15 protein-coding genes and 1 other RNA gene are annotated in these 19191 nt (G+C 37.8%); 8 read left to right on the forward strand and 8 right to left on the reverse strand.

All coding sequences use genetic code 11. From position 1 onward, the window contains the following. The first annotated feature begins 81 nt into the window (after positions 1 to 81). Positions 82 to 936 carry a Tim44-like domain-containing protein gene (locus QL995_RS05895; protein WP_290293678.1) on the forward strand — a complete coding sequence of 285 codons (855 nt, stop codon included), beginning with the start codon at positions 82 to 84 and terminating at the stop codon, positions 934 to 936. A gap of 48 nt (positions 937 to 984) precedes the next feature. On the opposite strand, the gene ggt is transcribed toward QL995_RS05895, so the two are convergent. Together ggt and QL995_RS05905 are read right to left on the reverse strand one after the other, a co-directional pair. Beyond that, complete coding sequence (ggt, locus tag QL995_RS05900) at positions 985 to 2658, reverse strand: gamma-glutamyltransferase (RefSeq protein ID WP_290293681.1); 1674 nt, start codon at positions 2656 to 2658, stop codon at positions 985 to 987. 92 nt (positions 2659 to 2750) lie between these two features. Then, positions 2751 to 3293, reverse strand: a complete 543-nt coding sequence (locus tag QL995_RS05905) for a GNAT family N-acetyltransferase (RefSeq protein ID WP_101164073.1) — start codon at positions 3291 to 3293, stop codon at positions 2751 to 2753. A 51-nt stretch (positions 3294 to 3344) separates the two neighbouring features. On the opposite strand from QL995_RS05905, the gene QL995_RS05910 reads away from it, so the two are divergent. Then, positions 3345 to 3710 (forward strand): hypothetical protein, encoded by a 366-nt coding sequence (locus tag QL995_RS05910; RefSeq protein ID WP_008169794.1) that lies wholly within the window; start codon positions 3345 to 3347, stop codon positions 3708 to 3710. Between the two features lie 103 nt (positions 3711 to 3813). On the opposite strand, the gene fabB is transcribed toward QL995_RS05910, so the two are convergent. Continuing rightward, positions 3814 to 5025 carry a beta-ketoacyl-ACP synthase I gene (fabB, locus tag QL995_RS05915; RefSeq protein ID WP_007582000.1) on the reverse strand — a complete coding sequence of 404 codons (1212 nt, stop codon included), beginning with the start codon at positions 5023 to 5025 and terminating at the stop codon, positions 3814 to 3816. Positions 5026 to 5203: 178 nt separating this feature from the next. Between fabB and mnmC the strand changes: the two genes are divergently transcribed. The 3 genes from mnmC (at position 5204) to QL995_RS05930 (ending at position 8423) form a co-directional block, all read left to right on the forward strand. Further along, complete coding sequence (gene mnmC, locus QL995_RS05920) at positions 5204 to 7213, forward strand: bifunctional tRNA (5-methylaminomethyl-2-thiouridine)(34)-methyltransferase MnmD/FAD-dependent 5-carboxymethylaminomethyl-2-thiouridine(34) oxidoreductase MnmC (RefSeq protein ID WP_290293685.1); 2010 nt, start codon at positions 5204 to 5206, stop codon at positions 7211 to 7213. A 67-nt stretch (positions 7214 to 7280) separates the two neighbouring features. Next, positions 7281 to 7604: a hypothetical protein gene (locus QL995_RS05925; RefSeq protein ID WP_101164071.1), complete on the forward strand. Its 324-nt coding sequence runs from the start codon at positions 7281 to 7283 to the stop codon at positions 7602 to 7604. 183 nt (positions 7605 to 7787) lie between these two features. Next, on the forward strand, positions 7788 to 8423 hold the full coding sequence (locus tag QL995_RS05930) for an NAD(P)-binding oxidoreductase (RefSeq protein ID WP_007581997.1): 636 nt from the start codon (positions 7788 to 7790) through the stop codon (positions 8421 to 8423). A 179-nt stretch (positions 8424 to 8602) separates the two neighbouring features. On the opposite strand, the gene QL995_RS05935 is transcribed toward QL995_RS05930, so the two are convergent. Next, a complete protein-coding gene (locus QL995_RS05935; RefSeq protein ID WP_165741767.1) occupies positions 8603 to 9361 on the reverse strand; it encodes a sulfite exporter TauE/SafE family protein in 759 nt (252 codons plus the stop codon). 186 nt (positions 9362 to 9547) lie between these two features. On the opposite strand from QL995_RS05935, the gene QL995_RS05940 reads away from it, so the two are divergent. The 3 genes from QL995_RS05940 (at position 9548) to QL995_RS05950 (ending at position 12147) form a co-directional block, all read left to right on the forward strand. After that, the gene (locus tag QL995_RS05940; RefSeq protein ID WP_290293693.1) at positions 9548 to 10552 is read left to right on the forward strand and encodes a YHYH protein; all 1005 of its coding nucleotides are present in this window, start codon (positions 9548 to 9550) and stop codon (positions 10550 to 10552) included. Positions 10553 to 10587: 35 nt separating this feature from the next. Then, on the forward strand, positions 10588 to 10884 hold the full coding sequence (locus QL995_RS05945) for a hypothetical protein (RefSeq protein WP_290293694.1): 297 nt from the start codon (positions 10588 to 10590) through the stop codon (positions 10882 to 10884). A 156-nt stretch (positions 10885 to 11040) separates the two neighbouring features. Continuing rightward, on the forward strand, positions 11041 to 12147 hold the full coding sequence (locus QL995_RS05950; RefSeq protein WP_290293696.1) for a hypothetical protein: 1107 nt from the start codon (positions 11041 to 11043) through the stop codon (positions 12145 to 12147). 94 nt (positions 12148 to 12241) lie between these two features. On the opposite strand, the gene rdrB is transcribed toward QL995_RS05950, so the two are convergent. The 4 genes from rdrB to ssrA form a co-directional block, all read right to left on the reverse strand. Further along, on the reverse strand, positions 12242 to 14821 hold the full coding sequence (rdrB, locus tag QL995_RS05955) for an antiviral RADAR system adenosine deaminase RdrB (RefSeq protein ID WP_290293698.1): 2580 nt from the start codon (positions 14819 to 14821) through the stop codon (positions 12242 to 12244). Then, entirely contained in the window at positions 14821 to 17580 is a 2760-nt protein-coding gene (gene rdrA / locus QL995_RS05960; protein ID WP_290293700.1) for an antiviral RADAR system adenosine triphosphatase RdrA, read from the reverse strand. The genes rdrB and rdrA overlap by 1 nt, the downstream gene beginning before the upstream one ends. Positions 17581 to 17585: 5 nt before the next feature. Further along, on the reverse strand, positions 17586 to 18170 hold the full coding sequence (locus QL995_RS05965) for a hypothetical protein (RefSeq protein WP_290293701.1): 585 nt from the start codon (positions 18168 to 18170) through the stop codon (positions 17586 to 17588). A gap of 505 nt (positions 18171 to 18675) precedes the next feature. Further along, positions 18676 to 19032, reverse strand: a transfer-messenger RNA (tmRNA) gene (gene ssrA / locus QL995_RS05970). Positions 19033 to 19191 lie beyond the last annotated feature (159 nt).

Below are 19191 nucleotides of genomic sequence, written 5' to 3' on the forward strand. Positions count from 1 at the left end.
ACCTCTGATTTTTAAAGTAATTAATTAAACTCCTTAAGAAAGTAAATTATAATCGCGGCTCGATTTTAATTAGGGAATTTCATGAAGAACATCATCGTTATTTTTTCACTATTGGCATTATTATGTACTGCCAGTTTTGATGCACACGCACGTAAAAAGTTTGGCAGTAGCAAACGTGGACAAACTCCTGCAACACAACAAACAGCACAAAAACAAAAAGCAGATACAACAACCCCAACAGCAGCACCTAAAGCCACATCAAATAAAAAAGGCATTATGGCTGGCGTTTTGGGTGGTCTTTTAGCTGGTGGCTTAATTGCAGCAATGTTAGGCGACGATTTTGAAGGTTTTCAGCTATTAGAAATGATTTTATTAGCTGGCGGACTCTTTATTTTATTTAAGCTAGTAACGGGCTTTTTACGTGCTAATCGTGTCCCACAACTTGCCAGTGCAAGTACAAGTGCTCAGCAAAATGCTTTTAAACAAGCACCAATCGAGCAGCCAATGAGTACAGGCTTTGCTAACAGCGCCCCACAAGGTGAAAGTGTCCCTTTTAATTTACCACCTAACTTTGACGTTAATGGCTTTTTGCAAGGTGCCCGTAGTCATTACCATACGCTACAAACTGCATGGAATAATGCCGATTACACCACAATGGCTGAATACTTAAGCCCTGCACTTGTTGCCGAATTTAAAGCTGAGCGTGAAGCTATACAGAGTGTAGACACTGAAGTAATGTTTATTGATGCCGAACTTGTGCGTGCAGATACAAATGCGCAATCGTGGCAGGTTAGTGTTCGCTTTAAAGGTAAGTACCGTGATTTAGGCGATAAAAAAGAACAGCCTATTTTAGAAATTTGGCACTTAGAGCGCCTAATTTCAGACGATGCTCCATGGCTAATAGTGGGTGTTGAAGATTTAATTGATACTCAATAAGTTTTTATTATTTTAAACACCGCGCTTTTTATCGCGGTGTTTTTTTATTTAAAAAACAATTGATTTACCGCGCCCTGATGCTTCAGAAGCGGCATCTAATTGACCCTCTTTATTAATAATAACGTGTAAGTCACCAAAGTGTCTCTCGTCTATGGTGTAACCCATTTTTGTAAGCTCTGCTTTTACGCTATCGGTTAAACCTATGTGCGTTCTAATTATATTTTTAGGCCACAATTGATGATGAAAACGAGGGCTATTTACAACCTGCTCTGCACTCATATCAAACTCTATCGCATTTAAGATAGATTCGTACACAGAGCTAATAATGGTTGTGCCACCAGGCGAACCTGTCACCATTTTAACGGTGTTGTCTTTAAGTAATATTGTAGGTGTCATAGAACTCAACATACGCTTGTGTGGCTGTATTTCGTTCGCTTTACCGCCTATTGCACCAAACACATTCATAACGCCTGGTTTGGCGCTAAAGTCGTCCATTTCATCATTTAAAATAAATCCCGCACCTTCAACAACGACACCGCTACCAAACCCTAAGTTTATTGTGGTGGTATTTGCGACAGCGTTACCCATTTTATCAACGATTGAAAAGTGCGTAGTTTGCTCACTTTCTTTAAGGCCCGGTTTAATATTTTCGGTAGTCGAGATAGCGGTTAACAAAATGCCATTACTGCGCTCTTTGAGGTAGTTAATATTAGTTAACGCGTTGACTGGTACATCAAAAAAGTCAGGGTCGCCTAAATATTCTGCTCTATCTGCAAATACACGTTTACCTATTTCAGAAAGTAAATGCACATACTGAGTAGAGTTATGCGCTAAGCCTGTATCTGGTTTTTGTAACTCATACATTTTGAGCCACTGTAAAATAGCAATACCACCTGAACTCGGCGGTGGCGAAGTAAGTACTTCATAACCATTCCAACTCGCTTTAATGGGTGTACGTGATTTAGCGGTATAATTTTTTAAATCATCTTGATTAATAATACCACCATGCTGGTGCATAAATTTAGCAATAATATTTGCAGTCTCGCCTTTATAAAATCCATCTTGACCGTTATCACGAATACGCTTTAGCGTTGCCGCTAGCTCGGGTTGCTTAAAGACTTTATTGGCTTTTACATCAGCAAAATATTTTTCAAAGTTTACATTTATTTTTTGCTCTTTTAGGTGGGCTATATAATTGCTCACACCTTTTGCTAACTTAGGCGGAACAACAAACCCTTGCTCAGCCAACGTTACAGCAGGCTGTACTAGTGTTTCCCACTTTAAAGTGCCATGCTTTTGATGGGCAAGCCACATACCCGCTACACTGCCAGGTACACCGCTTGCGTGAATGCCATATATTGATTTGTTTGCAATAACATTACCTTGCTTATCTAAATACATATCACGATGAGCCGCTGTTGGCGCTGTTTCGCGATAATCTATAAAATCGCCTTTGCCATCTTTTTGAATAAGCATAAATCCCCCGCCGCCAATATTTCCGGCTTCAGGAAGCGTCACTGCAAGTACAAATTGTGCCGTAATAGCCGCATCAACAGCATTACCGCCTTGCTCTAATATACTTTTAGCAGCATCGGCACTGAACGAGTCAGGCATTGCGACCGCGCTTTGCGCTAAAGGCTGCGCCAAAACACTAAAAGTAGTGAACTGTAAAACCAGTACACTTTTGACGATTAATTTACGTGGTGAAAAAAACAATCCCATACAACATCCTTAATTTATTATTTTTGTTGCCCATATTAATGCACGTCATTTAAGGACAGGTCAATCTTTATACTGTTGATATTTAATCATCTTCAAACGTTTTTTGAATAAAGTACCGCGGGTAAGTCGCCTTGCTCATCTGTATGTGTATAATTTTTTATAAATTGCAGGCCTAACTTTTTCATTATTGTTATAGAGGCCGTATTATCTTTTAGTGCAGTTGCGCTTATCGCCTTAACGTCATCTTGCTTAATGAGTTCATCACATAATGCTAAAGCCGCCTCGGTTGCATAACCATGCCCCCAACTCGCTTGTTTAAAGCGCCAACCTATTTCAATATCGCTGTAATTTGGTGCATCACTAAAGAAATCCATAGGTCTTATTAATACCCAGCCAATAAATGTATTGGTTTGCTTTAGAGTGATACTCCACAGCCCCCAGCCTTTTAGCTCATTTCTATATGCGAGCATACGAGGCACTCCCTCATTTTTTATTTGCTCTAAAGAGGTAGGTACACCTCGCGTTAAATACTGCATTACGGCGGGGTCTTGGTCGAGTTCAAATAATTGAGGCCAATCGTGCTCATTCATTAATTTAAAATTTAATCGTTTTGTTACGGGGGCGTTCATTTTCATTGTTGTATAGTCTGCCTCGAATTAATTATCAGTCTCTAAAGGAGATAGCACATGAATAAATTAGCAGGTTTAGCTTTATTAGGCACTTTAATTACATTAACTGGTTGTGAAGATGCCAACGAAGTAAAAGAAGATGCAAAAGATAAAAGCGCACAAATGCAAGAAAAGCTTGGTGATGCATGGAACGACGTTAAAGAGACAACTAACGATCTTAAAAATGATGAGTCTTTAAACGAGCTATTAGAGCAAAGTAAAACAATGGGCTTAGACATGTACGACGACGGCAAAGAGATTGCGGTTGATGCATGGATTAAAAGCAAAGAAGCTGCTGGCGAGTTAACTGAAAAAACTAAGCAGAAAGCGCAAGAAATTGCTGACGAAATTGAGCAAGCGCGTAAAGAACATAACGAAGGTTAATTTAACTTTCGATAATAAAAAAGGAAAGCCTCGGCTTTCCTTTTTTGTTTTAAGCAGTTTAGCCCAGATATGTGTTTACATATTTAGGGCTTATAAGCTCAAATTAACCTTTGTACTTACTCATAACTAAAGTCGCGTTTGTGCCACCAAAGCCAAAGCTATTAGACATTACAGTATTTAACTCAACGTCACGACGTTCAGTAATAATATCTAAACCTGCCGCTTGCTCATCTAGCTCATCAATATTAATTGAAGGCGCTACAAAGCTGTGCTCTAGCATCAATAATGAGAAGATAGCTTCGTGAACACCTGCAGCACCGAGGGCATGACCCGTCATTGCTTTAGTTGCGCTGATCATTGGTGACTTACCACCAAACACTTCTTGAATCGCACCAAGCTCTTTAACGTCGCCTACAGGTGTAGATGTACCATGCGTGTTTAAGTAATCAATGCTGTCTACATCTTGCATAGCTTGGCGCATACAACGTGCTGCACCTTCGCCAGATGGAGCAACCATGTCGTAGCCATCTGATGTTGCACCGTAACCAACAATTTCAGCGTAAATGTGCGCGCCACGTGCAAGTGCATGTTCAAGTTCTTCAACTACAACAATACCGCCGCCGCCAGATATAACAAAACCATCGCGATTTGCATCGTATGTACGAGACGCTTTTTCTGGTGTTTCGTTGTACTTAGTAGAAAGTGCGCCCATAGCGTCAAATTCCATTGCCAATGTCCAGTGTAGTTCTTCACCGCCACCAGCAAATACAACATCTTGCTTACCTAATTGAATTTGTTCTACTGCATTACCAATACAATGCGCAGATGTTGCACATGCAGAGCTAATTGAGTAGTTAACACCTTTAATTTTAAAGGGTGTTGCTAAACAAGCAGATGTAGTGCTCGCCATAGTACGTGGAACCATATAAGGCCCTACACGTTTTACGCCTTTTTCACGTAAAATATCAGCAGCTTCTACCTGCCATTTAGACGAACCACCGCCAGAGCCAACAATAATACCCGTGCGCTCATTTGATACTTGGTCGTCAGACAAACCTGAGTCTTCAATTGCTTGAGTCATCGAAATATAAGAATATGCAGCAGCATCACCCATAAAGCGCATTGCTTTGCGGTCAACATGTGCTTTAACGTCAATATCAATTTTACCCGATACGTTACTACGTAACTTGTAATCGGCAAATTCTTGGTTAAAAGCGATACCGCTTTTGCCCGTTTTTAACGATTCTAATACTTCTTCTTTGTTGTTACCAATGCTTGATACAACACCGATACCTGTAATTACAGCTCTTCTCATGGGTAATTCCCTTAGCTTAATACTTAATTGCATTCTATTTTACGCGAATTTAATCACCTAAGTGGTCAGCTTTCTAGCGTACACTTGTACTCTGAACTGCTAGCTTATAAATAACGCCAGACTATTACAAAGAAAACCCGTAAAATAATTAAAAATATATCTATAAATTTAAAAAATTATGATTAAGAACGCACATAGTCACATTAATAATTTAGGTACACCTTTGACTAATGACTCCGGTGATATTTATTTTTCTAATGACGATGGCTTAGCTCAATCGCATTATGTGTACTATGAGCAAAATAATATAGATGTACGATTACAAAATCATGACCAATCACATTTTGTTATTGCCGAAACCGGTTTTGGCACCGGTTTAAACTTTTTAAATACGTGGCAACGCTTTAAAGACCACCTTGAGCGGATGCAAGTTCAAAATGAATGTGAAAAAAGCGTAAAACGCCTACACTATATTTCGTTTGAAAAGTATCCCTTAACATTAACAGACTTAAAACAAGCATTAACCGCTTGGCCTACCTTAAGTTATTTTAGTGAGCAATTAACAGTAAACTACCCAATTAATTTAGAAGGATGCCACCGGCTCGAATTTAATAATGGTAGTGTTGTTCTCGATTTATACTTTGGTGATGCGCTTGAATCAATACAAGCAATGAGCTATCCGCAAACAGGAATTGTTGATGCTTGGTATTTAAATGGGCTTGAGCCAAGTAAAAATCCTGATATGTGGCAGCAAAGTTTATTTAACTCCATGGCTGATATAACAAGAGCTAATGCAACCTTATCAACTTTTACTGCCGCTGACTTTGTTCAACGAGGATTAATAGAGGCTGGCTTTAGTACTAAAAAAGCCAAAAATTTTAATCAAAAAGAAGATATACTTACTGGCCAACTTAAACATGTTAATAACGCTCAATCAACCCCCGCTTATTTTAATCAAGATAGCAGTACTTTAAAAAATGTAGCGGTCATTGGCGGTGGTATTGCCAGTAGCTGTATTTTATACAGCTTGGCTAAACGAGGCATAACCAGCCAATTATTCTGCCAAGATGAAAAGCCTGCAATGGGGGCATCGCACAATGTGCAAGGCGCTATTTACCCTCACCTACAAGCTAAAAACTCGCCGCACAGCGAATTGTTTGCACATAGCTTTTTATACGCCAAACGCCTATATAACAACTTACTTAGCAGTGGTTTTAATTTTGATTACGATTGGTGCGGCGTATTACAACACGCAGTGAAAAAACCTCTCGCTGATAAGCACGAAAACTTAGCACAAAAGCAACTGTGGCCAACCCAGCTAATGCGTAACGTAACCGCAGAGCAAGGCGATGAAATAGCCGGCGTAACGACAGGTTATTCAGGTGTGTATTTTGAACAAGGCGGCTGGGTTAACCCGCCGGAATTAGTAAACGCTATGCTAAGCGCTGCAAATAGCATAAGCCCATTTAAAAGCCTATTTAACTGCAATATAAAGCAGCTTAAAAAAACTGATAGCGGTTGGTTTTTATTAACGAATGATGAGCAGCTAGGCCCGTTTAGCGATGTAATTATTTGTGCAGGTGAGCACAGCGATGCATTTGAGCAAACAAAAGCGCTACCTATAGTAGGCGTGCGCGGTCAGGTTTCACATATTGAGGCAAGTGAGCAATCACGCAAACTTAAAACAGTGCTATGCCATAAAGGGTATTTTACCCCGGCTTATTTAGATCATCACTGTATGGGTGCCACGTTTGAAAAAAACACTAAAAGCCGCCAAGTTACAGCGCTCGACAACCAATTAAACCAAGAGCAACTACTTAGCTTTTATAAGCAAAGTGAATTTGCCTCCACCCTTGGCAATATAACCTCGGCAAAAGCGGCTGTTCGCTGCACATTTATAGATCATCTGCCGATGGCTGGGCAATGGTGCGAGCAAAGTGATTATATAATGGCTTTTGCTAATCTACGTTTAGGTAAACGCTACCAATATGAGCAACTTAATAAACCACAACAAGGCCTACATATTTTCACCGGTTTTGGCGCACGCGCTTTATGCAGCGCACCGCTAAGTGCAGACCACCTTGTAAGTTGTTTAAATAACGAACCCCGCCCATTAAGCGAACGTGTAAGCCAAGCTATTCACCCCGCCCGGTTTATAGTGCGAGACTTAATTCGTAATAAAATTTAAATGACATTGGTGCTTATTGAGGTAAAATAAGTACCAATAAAAGGAATTTATTACTCAAAGGACTCTAATGAAAACTTTAGCATTTTTAATAATATTGCTATGCACTCTATCGTTTAATGCACTTAGCCAAAACGTCACTGAAATCCCACTTCCTGAAGAATTTGTTACAACGATGGATGTAGCAAGCGAATACCCAATGGTACGTACTGGTTATTTAACCGATTCAATTTCTGATATCACTCGCTTTTATCAGCAAAAATTAGGTGAACCTTTAAAAACAAATGGCAATAGTACATATCGCACTTTGTTTTATAATTATCAAGAACGTAAAGTCCGTATTAGTCTATACCGCCGTAGTTATGTGACCGAAGTGAGTATAATGGTTGAATAAAAAGGTCTAAAAAAACACACCAAAAGCAGCTAATTTTAATACTCAGTTAAGCATCGCACTTTAATTAAAGTATTTTTTGAAATTAGCTCATTTAAACTCTTTTTTACCCTTTAAAAATAATCCCCTACCCCAAGGTCTGTTTGTAAGCACATTACTTTTACTATTTATTGGAAGGAGTTAATTATGAGTAAGACCCTAATTATTGGCGCAAGCGGACAAATAGGTAAAATGACAACTGAGCTACTTTTAGAAAATGAGCAAAATGTTGTGGCATTAGTGCGTGACAAAAATAAGTTAAGCGATTTAAACAGCTCTTTTTTAACTATTGTTGAGCAAGATCTTGAAGGCGATTTTGGTGATGCAATGAAAGGCTGTGACCAAGTGATTTTTGCTGCTGGTTCTGGTGGAAGTACAGGCGATGATAAAACTGTACTCATTGATTTATGGGCTGCAACAAAAGCAGCTACATTCGCTAAAGAGCACGGCGTTAATCACTTTATTATGGTCAGTTCAATTGGTGCTGACGATCCAGATTCGATTCAAGGTGATTTAAAACCTTACTTAGTTGCTAAGCATATGGCTGACGAGCACCTAATAAACAGTGGTTTAAATTATACCATTGTTCGCCCTGGTACATTGACTGACGATAGTGCTTCAATGCAAGTAACTACGCAGCAACCAAGTGATCGTTCAGAAGCTAAAATTAGCCGCGAAAACGTAGCCAATGCATTATTACATATTGCGACCAACTCATTTATTAGTAACCGCATTTTTAAGTTGTTTGATGGCGACAAGCCAATTAAAGCCGCTGTTAAATAAGCTTTAATACCAATTTAATTAAACGTATGAACAATTATTACAAAGAATATGTAATTCATCGATAAGGCAAAAAATTACAGTGTAGTCGCTCTATATCAGTAACTTTTTGGCGCAATGAATTATTTAATCCTCTTAAATAATTTATGTTTAATAAAATTAAATTTACTCCACTAAGCAAATTAGTGGAGTAATATTTTTATACCTTGCCAACCAAGTTGTAGCGTTAATAACGTTAAAACTATCCTAAAAATATGCTTAAATTTATCCCCAGACATCCTTTTAAGTAATTTAATTCCGAACCAAGTTCCTACAGCGCCACTTATTACCATGGCAATTACAAGCGGTATCCATTGCCAAAAACTAAAGCCAACAGCGCCATAAATTATCGCTTTTAATAAATGCTGCACACTCATAATGCTCGAAAACGTTGCCGTAAATTTTAACTTTTCGTAATTATTAATATATAAACAGCTACCAACTAATGGGCCACTTGCCCCCACAAACATAGAAATAAAAGTAGTTATTCCACCGGCGACCATACGCCACACCTTAGAGGTTAATTTTATAGGTGGCGTTTTACCCCACAGTAAATAAATAACAAAAATAGCGACCACTAACTTCATAGCATCAAACGATATATCATCAATAACAAAACTTGATAACCCCGCCCCTACTAAGCCGCCTAACGCAAAATATACAAACATGCTTTTATCAATATGCTTAAAGCTGAGTAAAAACCTATTTGCATTAGAGCCAAGCTGTACTAAACCATGCACAGGCACAACAACTGCCATTGGCATAAACGACGCCATAACAACAAGCAGCATTAATCCGCCACCAGCACCAAATGCAGCAGATATAAAAGAAGTAAAGCCAGCGGTGATCATTAACAATAAAAACAAAAATAAAGACATGCTGTCGGGAAATAAAAAATCCATAAAACTCCACTGCCTATTTAAGTACTTTTAAGTCGCAGTATTTAAATAGTAAAAAAGGTACTAAACACATTTATAGCAACTTTATCAGCTTCTATCTCGTGCTATGTACTATGTTGCGTTGTTTTTGCACTTTGTTTGCACATTTAACAAATATTATACATTCAACTTCATTACCGGATATTTTTGATGAGAAGATTTAACACACCAATTTTGACACCGCTTGCAGTGTGTATACTCGCACTGGGTTTAGCTGCCTGTAACGGTAGCGATGCTGAAAGTACCGTCGTAACTGAAACAACCACCGATGAGGGAACTACAACAGATACTTCAACCGATTTTGTTGTAGAAGTCGACCCTTTTAACTTTGAAAGCGATGCGCTCATTTCATCAATTACCACTCAAACATGTACGCTAAGTAATGGCGATGAAGCCTCATGCTACAAAATTGATATTGCCGGTGCGCCTTCAAATTACGAGATTGGTGTATTTTGCCCTCAAAATATCACCTCAACAGCTGACGAAGCCGGTATTTGGTTTGATGGTACCGGTGAGGTTTACGATATAACCGGAGACTTTATTTTAAATCTACCAACATTATATAACGATAGTCAATGGCAGCTATACGACGAAGGTACAGGCCTTGTAAATGTAACCGACACACAAGAATCGTGTGATGGCGCTGCACGTCCAAACGTAGAAGAACAATACCAAAACCACTGCGTAGAATGCTCTATTGATTATGTTGATGGCGGTATATCAGAATCATTTTTAATTCCAATAACGCCTGTTGCAACCACTCAAAATAGCAGTATTGGTAACGCTAATGTAGGTGTTGCTCTCAATGGTGTTGTACTTGCTGCACCCGCGCCTGTTGAGGCTATTTTAGGCGCATACACTATTGCAGCCTTTGATGATTGCGCTGGCCATATTAACTTAGTAGCAGGTTATCACTACCACGGTGAAGCAGGTTGTAGCCAAACACAAATTCAATCAGACGGTCATGCCGCCATGATGGGTTATGCACTCGATGGATTTGGTATATTTGGCATGCTTAACGAAGATGGATTAGAACCCACTGATTTAGACGAATGTAGAGGCCACACCGACGATACACGCGGATACCACTACCATGCAGCCGATGTATCTGAAAACATGTTTATTGGTTGTTTTAAAGGTGCTACCGCAAGATAACTCGCATTCTGGCCAAATAATTAACTGAGATACTAATGAAAATATTTAACGTAATAAAAGCACTAACCACTGGCTTTTTACTTGCTGCCTCATGCTCAGCGCTAAGTCATGCAGGCCACGGTTCAAACGCGCCTTGGGAAGCATGTGAAGCAAAAGCCATTAATGAAGATTGCAGCTACACAAGCCATGATAAAAAAGCGACAGGCACATGCCAAGCAATGAACAAAGTACTTATGTGCGTTCGAAATAAACCACTTGAAACATTAATAGACAAAGCAACCCAACCAGCAAGCGATCAAAAGCAATCTATAAAATCACTCGCTAAACGATAAAGTAACAGCTACACGCCAAAGCCTTAACGCTGTTTGTTAAGGCTTTTTTAATCGCAAATCATTAGAAAGCATACCCTTTATCTGTTAAGTTAGCTTGGTGTATCAAATAATAAAAATAAAATTCCAAAAATGGAATTACACAAGCAAGGTACTAACGTGAGCGCTACATTTAAAATTGTTTTTAATGGTCAGTTATATCAAAATACTGACCTTACCTCTGCCCAAGAACAACTCAGCCAACTTCTTAATATTCCTCATAATATTGTTATTCAGTTATTTGATGGAAAAGCTTACGCTTTAAAAAAAGACTTATCGAGTATTGATGCTGTTAAAACAGAATCCTCACTTAAAAAGCTAGGATTAATTACTAAAGTAGAACCGCACCTCTCTGCTGTAACCTCTCAATCTCAAAATAATCAAATAGCACTCACTGAGCACAACAAAAATACAGATAAGCACATTAGTGAAAGTACTGACGGCAAAAGTATTTCAATACAAAACGAACGCCTAGATACAAACGAAGCCCCAAATACAGCTGCAGCTATTAAGCAAAGTTATAATAAATATAAATTACTGCGTAACTCTTTAAAAAGCGGATTGTACTTTTGCTATTGCGCACTTTGTATTATTACCATAATAGGCGTAGTGATCAGTGTTAATGCACTTAAAAACAACTTTGGCACTCTAAATAATGGAACTACAAATAACACAACTACAAACAGCTTGAGTTACCAAAACTATAAACAATATTTGATTGATCAAAATAGCTTAAATCAACCAACACAAAAAGTAACAAACGACCAAGCAGCTAACCCTACCCTACAAAAAAGTAATGAGTACTTTAGTCGCTTTTCATCGCTAATAAATAGCTACGCGCAAAGTACAGGACAAGCTGATATAAAAACAATGGGGGGCGGTAAATTACAACAGCACCTGCAAGAAATAGACGACCTAGGCCCTAAAAATGAATTTTGGCAGCAACTGGTACAACTTTCAAAAGGCTTAGATAACGATAAGCATGTAATAGGGATGCTAAACAATACTGATCCCGCCAAAGTACAATGGATAAACGCGGTAGATTGGATCAGCCAAAGCTATATTAGGCAACATCAAAACTCGCAAACTACAAACAGCTCTCCGGTCAGTACCGATGAGCCAAGTAACCCAATACTTAATCTAACGTTGTTAATAAGTATGCTGTCGTTATTTAGCCTGCTTGTGATTGCAATAAAAATGAAGCTACGCGCAATTAGAAATACTTAAACTCTATTTTATAAATTCCATAAAAAAACCCGCAAATTTGGATTAACAAATTTGCGGGTTTCTTATGGTTTTCGAAAGTCCTTTTAATTAATAACTATTTATTCACCCAATCTAAGTGATTAGCCTTAAAAATCTCTACACCTTTCCTTCGAACGCGTTCTATCCAATCTTCCGCTTTATTAACGCCCACGTTAAAATGCTCAACAGCCGCTTTTTGCAGAACTCTGTGCTCATTTTGTATTGTGGTTGGCATTAGGGCTGCATCATCCGTATTAATACACACAGTAATTGACCCTTTTCTCAAGCCAAAGCGATTGTACTGCTCACCTTGCATAAGCCAGTCTTGTTCTGGTGGATCCCACCTGAAAATAGGATGCTCGTGATAGTGCTCAAATCGGCCAATATAAATATTAGAGGTAGGGCAAGCTTCAATAACTATGCCTTTAGTTGCATATTTTTCCATCTGTAAATCTTGAATAGCTTCATAAAGATCAAGTTCGGCAGTAGAGACAGAATCAAATTGCATGCGGCCCTTAACATAAAATGGATCCTCTCCCTGCTTAGGCTGACAATGGACAATGATGGGCTTTTTACGTGCAGCAAAGTATGCGTCATCTCTGATATGGCCTAAAACATACTTTTGCCATAATTTAAATGCTTTACTAGTAATTGAGCCTCCAACTTGTCTATCAAAATCAATGATCCAATCTCGATATAAAGGATTTAAAAGGTCAACATTTGGTAATGCATGTTCACACGTTTCTAAATTCAATGTTTCTGGGCAATTGCGTCGTAACTTCCAAGCTTCATGCAAATCTCTTACGGTATATTGTGGACTTTCAGAGCTTCTTTGATCATCTGCATACAGTTGCAAAGACCAGTAGTTAATTTTCTCTTTTATTAGCTGAAGCACCCCAGTAAAACGTGGGGCTACTTGAATCACTTCAAGTGCCTTTTGATAACACCAAACTAAATTATCAATATGGTCGCCTAAACTTACATAGGCTGTTTGTTGCCTTTGAGCCCAAACTCGCGGCATAACCCCAAGCGCTAGCGCATGCCCTAACCTATCACCGCTTTTAAAATCACAGAAATACACTGCTTCATCTATGGCTCTTAAGCCTGATAGTAAATGACTATAATCTTCGCCTGAATGCACAGTTAAAAACGGTCTTATTAAACGTTTGCTGAATATGCTAGTGGTAGGATGTTTTGCGCTTCTAAGTACACGAAGCGCAGGGGCAAATACTTCAATTGGTAATTCATTTTCGTTCCCTGCTAGGTCATAGCCACGAATAGCCTTGCGCAAGTCAACATTTTGTTTAACGGATAAGTTAAGATCAAACGCTTTAATTTCAGTATCAGAAAACGTTACCGAACCCTTAAATTTCTGCAATGCAGTCACTTGTTGTTTAAGAGTATTTCGAATATTAACTTGGTAATGATCTTCTCTCTTTGCTAAATCGCCTTTTAAACTACGAGAAAAATGAATAACAAAATGGATATTTTCAGCAAGAGAGTGTTTTAAAGCAGCTTCTAAACCTTGCTGTAAATCTTTAACTCCAATTTTACCTTTGCCATTAACAACTACATTTGGAGAGACTCTAAACTCACGTAATGTTCGGTAATCAATATCAGCAATTAAACCATCTAGTCGGCTATTATTTTGATAAGTATGATATCGTTTTTTGCGGGCACTAAAACCAAATGATTCTACAAACTGGCTTAGTCCTGTACCCCATACAATCATATAATTACGCAGTATATTTGATACTCGAATAAATTGCGCCGCTGTAGTTGGGTCTTTAAGTTCTGTACTTACCACGCCAATACAAAATAATAACCAGCGTACATCTGAACGAACTGGTTTGCAGTGCGCCTGTAAAAATGCTTTTTGAGCAAGAGTCGATGCTGATTGTGTACTTAAGTAATACAACGCCAAGCAATCATCTTGTTCAAATTTTGGATTGTCCAAATCGAGTGTAGTTGTATTTTCAGTTTGAGTAAACGCGCATTCCACCAGCTTACCCGCAAGCTGAAAACTCCAAATCCGTAAATTTGCTTTTTTATATTGGCCACTTTCGAATAGTGTATATTCTGGGCGCTTAGGCCAGCTCTTATTCTGTAAGGTCTCGCCATATAGCGCAAAACTTAATAGCGAAGGTCCTGTATGACCATGTCCGCCTAGGTGCACATGATTATCTGCAAATAATTTACCCGCCCTCTCACTTGCCAGTGCATGAGGGCACTGCTCTGTTATAACAGCATTTATGATGTCACTGGCGCTAAAATCATACTCCCTAGCAATATCCTTATACGCTTGCGCGATAATCCAAGTGCCATCTATAAGCGATAAAAGCTCTAGCCACTGCTCTAATTTGCTTGGTTTAACTTCAAAGTGGTTTCCTTGCCACTCTAAAAACGTATGGGCTAAGCGAGAAAGTACGCCATTAACAGTTATATCCGGCTTATCATATTCATAGGCATGTAACTGATTAATTACATCCTCATCACGTAAATTTCGATGTAAATAAGGCTGGTAATCTTGTATGTAACTAGCTAAACGCTTTAAAAAATCTTTACCCAACACATCATCTTTGCTTAGCTCTTTAATGGCTTTATCCGATGAAAGAAAAGCGACATCAGCAAGTAATAAATCATTGGACAGAAGCATCAAGATTTACCATTTTTGTTAATATCGTAAAGCACTTTTATAAAGTTATGTGCCTTGTTTCCTGAGATGATATTTAAGTCATCAAAATTAATCGATTTATCATTGAAATCGCTTTCAAAATAATCATATGCAATTAAGTCGTTCTCTATCGCAGGTACTAATTCTTTCTTTGTCGCCTTGACTGTATCGTAATATTCAGAATTCATTTCTAGATAGTCTTTAGCCTTCCTAGTCAAGTGCTCAGGCAGCCTAACACTAATACGAGTAACTTTACTGGAATTAATTACATCTCTAGAAATGAAAATGTTTTTTTTATCAATATTCGACCTTCTCTCCGGTGAAGTTTTCCCCAATTTTATTCTCGGCTTAACAACATTACCTCCATTTACCTTCGATTTAATTATTTCAAAAAGTGGATGTGACTCTAAAGCTCTAATAAACTGATTTTGGACTTGTTCTTCTTTATAACTTGCTTTAAAACGAGATATATTTCTTTTCAGTGTTCTATCCGATCTTCTAAATAAATTTTCACTTCGGATATTTTCTTGGTTTTTTGTTATCGCAACGTTAGCCTCTATAGCCTCGCCTGGTACCATTGCTGTATAAGCAGCATTTATAACAATTAACTCAAAACGCCTGATATGGTCAGTCAAGTATTCATTATCAACAGTATTAGAGCCTATATAGTTCTCAAGCTTAAATGAATGAAATGCTGTAAATGCTTTATTAAAAATGAAAGAGAAGATAGTAACAAAGTCTTCACTCTGCATCTTTTCAAACAAACCACTATGTTGCTTTCTCCAATTTCTAATTTGCGTACTCAATACCAAAGCATAACTCACTCTACTATCAGATATTGGTTTCTCAAAATCATCAATATTCTCATCCTCTCCACTAGTTATCGCTTTAGTAGGAGCTATGTTGAAAATACAATAGAAAGGTCTTCTAGCTAAAATTCCAATTAGGCTTTCGGTTGGATCTTCATCACCCTTAATGGAAAAAGAGTATAGTAAAAGCTCAAACGCCCGACTCATAAATACATACTGGTAACTATTACCCATAGTAGAGTAAAGATCTCCGTACGTATAAATCTCTAGTAGTAAGCCATTTAAATGACAAGGCGCAACTGATAACTTTTCATCTTTAAGTTCTTCAGATTCAAGTAATTCAATTGATTCATAAGCCTTTTTAGTTTCTGCAATAGTCACCATACTATCAAAGTGAAAAAACTCTAAAGGAGGTAAACTTGCTAAAGTTCTGTCACTGTCTTTGAATCCAAAAGCCATTAGCGATATATTGTCTAAATACCATGACATTCCATCCTGTCTTTTTTTCCATGGGCGAGAGGAGGCTGTTACGCGCTCAGTGATTTCTATCAACTTACTTTTATTTTCTATACCTAATGAGTGAAGTTGTGAACTTAGAAATGACTTATTCGCCCAATTTAAATGAGCTTTTTTTATTTGTGATTTTGGATTGAAGCTTAACAAAGTAGATATATCAAATAAATCCTCAATATCCCGATTTCTGGCTGTAAGATACGAATCAACATTTACATAGGCTTGGCCATTTTGTTTTTGTTCAGCCCAATTAATAAAGTTTTTCCAAAGCTTATAACAAACATTTTTATTTTCTTTAGCTAAATTCAAGTCATGAGGGAGTATCATCCGACAAAATTGAATAAGCTCTCTTGCTGATTCAGGCTTTGGCCAGCTATTTAAAATATTTTCATTTGAGCAAAGAGGATAAAACTGAGATTGTAAAGAGGCCACATATTCCCTATAAGTAAATAAGCCTTCATCCTCTGAGGTTTTAATAGTAATCATTGGAGCAATGTACTCTACTGGAAGTAAAGTTATTCTCATCTGATTGGGAAATACCTTCGTCAAATAAGCATTTGTTAGATCATTTGATAGGCTTACACCTTTTAAATGCTGCTCTTGATTTTTAGTCTTAGCGAGGTAAGCCTTTTCATCGAAGTGAATGTTTACCATCTGCTCGTATAAGCTATAGTCGCCACTAACTATCGGTATGATATATGGACAACCTAACAGCCTTCGAACTTCATCAACTACTTCATATGCCCTATCTAAAGCCATATCAACATCGTCAATAGGTAGGGCAAAAGCCTCTGCATCTAAAATTTGAATCGCACTTTCAACAAAATCGTGAAAATACCTTTCGACATTAATACCCGATTTATACTGCAAAACTTTATCAATACCACTACAACCTTCAAATTCTTCCTTCTTCCCTAAAGCATCAGCAAGTTTTTTTAGCTTTTTATAAAAGTCACTTTTCAAGCCTTCATTTGCATTACAATTATTTCCAGAGTTAAGCTTTGTCTCTACTTCACTATATATTTGCGCGATAATTACGTTCGCAAAATTATCTTGATCGCTGAGCATTGTAGGGTCAATCGATTCAAGAAAATAAATTTCTGACTGACTTTTTAGTGCTTGTTTACAATACACATCCCACATTGCTTTACAGTTTCGAAGAAATACCGTTTTACCCGTCCCGCGCTGACCAGTTACCAATATCGCATTATGTGATAACCAAGTTTTAGATTTATTTTTACTTCTCGCTTGCTTATATTTTTTAGCGTCATTTAAAAAGAAACTCAGCTTCTCCACTAGCTTATCGCGAGCTTCATATTGCCAGAACTCTTTATCGTTACTTTCAGTTGGCTCATCAAGTGCAACAAAGTCATCGCGATATTCTTCTTTAGTTAAATCTAGTATGTATCTTATTGTCATTTTTATTATTTCCTTAATCCTTTAACCCAGCTGAACACACCTTCATGTGCTGCTATGTAATCACCAACTATATCTGCGTGAGTTTCGGTTCTATTTTTTGATTCAAGTTCGAATAACTTAGATAAGATATTTTCTTGCTCGATGTTTATATAATGGCGATCTGTAGATACGTTTTTATCTCGAATACCCAAACGATATTCTCGTGCTAAGATTTCAAGTTGCTCTTTCATTAGGCGGTTTCTGCTCCATGCTCTAGTATAGCCTTTAAGCCTATTAACCAAGTAGCTAACAAATAAAATCATACCTGCAATACTGAGAAACAAACTGACAATCAACCTTGAGTAGCCATACTCTAAAACATCAACACCAAATAAGAATGGTGAGTAGATTAAACCAGCTGATAGCAAGACAATTACAAGCGATACAAACGTAAACCTTTCATTGATCTTTTTCTTAGCTGCAAAATTAGTCACCCTTTTAGTGTATTCAGTGATATAAAAGTCAATTTCATCTATAGCAACATCATCAACTACAGGGCCGTTATTGTGTCGTTTATCATTTTTGTTAATAACAGCATCTGTTAACGCCATACATTTCATCCTAAAAATAAGTGGATTTAACCTTTGAAGCAGTAATCGCAATTGAATGCTTTTACTTTAAATACGTGCTTGATTCTTAAGTCTAAATTATGGAGGGATTTTGGTCTGTTAGGGAGTGACATATAATTCCATTTTTTGTAAGACTCAGCTAATCCGTTATTTAACAAATGATATTATATAAATTTAGCTGTTAAGGCAAAAAGGCTTTGAGGTGATTAGCACGATTTATATTGAATAATGCACTTTCTTAATATTAAAAAGTTTAATTAACCTGCCAATTACAACTGTGTGATATAGATATTTTTGGTTACTATCTAATAAATTAACTATCTAAAGCTGTTAATTTTAAGCCGTCATGCAATATCGTATTATTAACTTCTGATACTACAAATCAAATGCTTTAATAAAATTATGAGCATAAAAAAACCCGCAAATTTGGATTAACAAATTTGCGGGTTTCTTATGGTTTTCGAATAACGAGTTCAAAAACCTTTATTGGTGGAGCTGGGGGGATTTGAACCCCCGTCCGAAAAGCCTCGACCGTCGGTACTACATGTTTAGTATTGTCATTTAATTAACCTTTAAGTCCCGGACAAACACGGTAAATAAAGGCGAGGCCGCTTAGTTTTAGCGCTTCAACCCCGGCCAGGGTTTCCGTCGCGATCAGGTGTTAGGGTGACACTCCAAAATCCAGTCCACAAGAATACATGGAAGGAGCGCTAGCCAGCCTAAGCTGCTAGAGAGTAGTTATCGTCGTTTGCGATTACTTTAGGTTGCGGCTGTTTAACGAGGCAAACCGCACCTCGACATGCACCTTGGGCTTCTTGAATTCCGTCGAATCCTAATCAGCCCCTGAATTAGTAACTCAATTCAGAGCGTACAAACAGTATAACTGAGTAAAGTACTGATACTCAAGGCCTAGTAACGCTTTATTTTAATTGTATGTGCCAATCGCGTGTTAAGTAACCAAAATTTAGTTTATGCAAGCCTATATAAACATTTGCTTAACAAT

The organism is Pseudoalteromonas sp. APC 3358, from assembly GCF_030408075.1.
Lineage (GTDB): Bacteria > Pseudomonadota > Gammaproteobacteria > Enterobacterales > Alteromonadaceae > Pseudoalteromonas > Pseudoalteromonas arctica.

What these genes read in the sequence shown, in the direction of transcription:
- QL995_RS05895 (WP_290293678.1), top strand. Translation starts at nt 82, where the DNA reads ATGAAGAACATCATCGTTATTTTTTCACTATTGGCATTATTATGTACT.
- ggt (WP_290293681.1), bottom strand. Translation starts at nt 2,658, where the DNA reads ATGGGATTGTTTTTTTCACCACGTAAATTAATCGTCAAAAGTGTACTG.
- QL995_RS05905 (WP_101164073.1), bottom strand. Translation starts at nt 3,293, where the DNA reads ATGAAAATGAACGCCCCCGTAACAAAACGATTAAATTTTAAATTAATG.
- QL995_RS05910 (WP_008169794.1), top strand. Translation starts at nt 3,345, where the DNA reads ATGAATAAATTAGCAGGTTTAGCTTTATTAGGCACTTTAATTACATTA.
- fabB (WP_007582000.1), bottom strand. Translation starts at nt 5,025, where the DNA reads ATGAGAAGAGCTGTAATTACAGGTATCGGTGTTGTATCAAGCATTGGT.
- mnmC (WP_290293685.1), top strand. Translation starts at nt 5,204, where the DNA reads ATGATTAAGAACGCACATAGTCACATTAATAATTTAGGTACACCTTTG.
- QL995_RS05925 (WP_101164071.1), top strand. Translation starts at nt 7,281, where the DNA reads ATGAAAACTTTAGCATTTTTAATAATATTGCTATGCACTCTATCGTTT.
- QL995_RS05930 (WP_007581997.1), top strand. Translation starts at nt 7,788, where the DNA reads ATGAGTAAGACCCTAATTATTGGCGCAAGCGGACAAATAGGTAAAATG.
- QL995_RS05935 (WP_165741767.1), bottom strand. Translation starts at nt 9,361, where the DNA reads ATGGATTTTTTATTTCCCGACAGCATGTCTTTATTTTTGTTTTTATTG.
- QL995_RS05940 (WP_290293693.1), top strand. Translation starts at nt 9,548, where the DNA reads ATGAGAAGATTTAACACACCAATTTTGACACCGCTTGCAGTGTGTATA.
- QL995_RS05945 (WP_290293694.1), top strand. Translation starts at nt 10,588, where the DNA reads ATGAAAATATTTAACGTAATAAAAGCACTAACCACTGGCTTTTTACTT.
- rdrB (WP_290293698.1), bottom strand. Translation starts at nt 14,821, where the DNA reads ATGCTTCTGTCCAATGATTTATTACTTGCTGATGTCGCTTTTCTTTCA.
- rdrA (WP_290293700.1), bottom strand. Translation starts at nt 17,580, where the DNA reads ATGACAATAAGATACATACTAGATTTAACTAAAGAAGAATATCGCGAT.
- QL995_RS05965 (WP_290293701.1), bottom strand. Translation starts at nt 18,170, where the DNA reads ATGGCGTTAACAGATGCTGTTATTAACAAAAATGATAAACGACACAAT.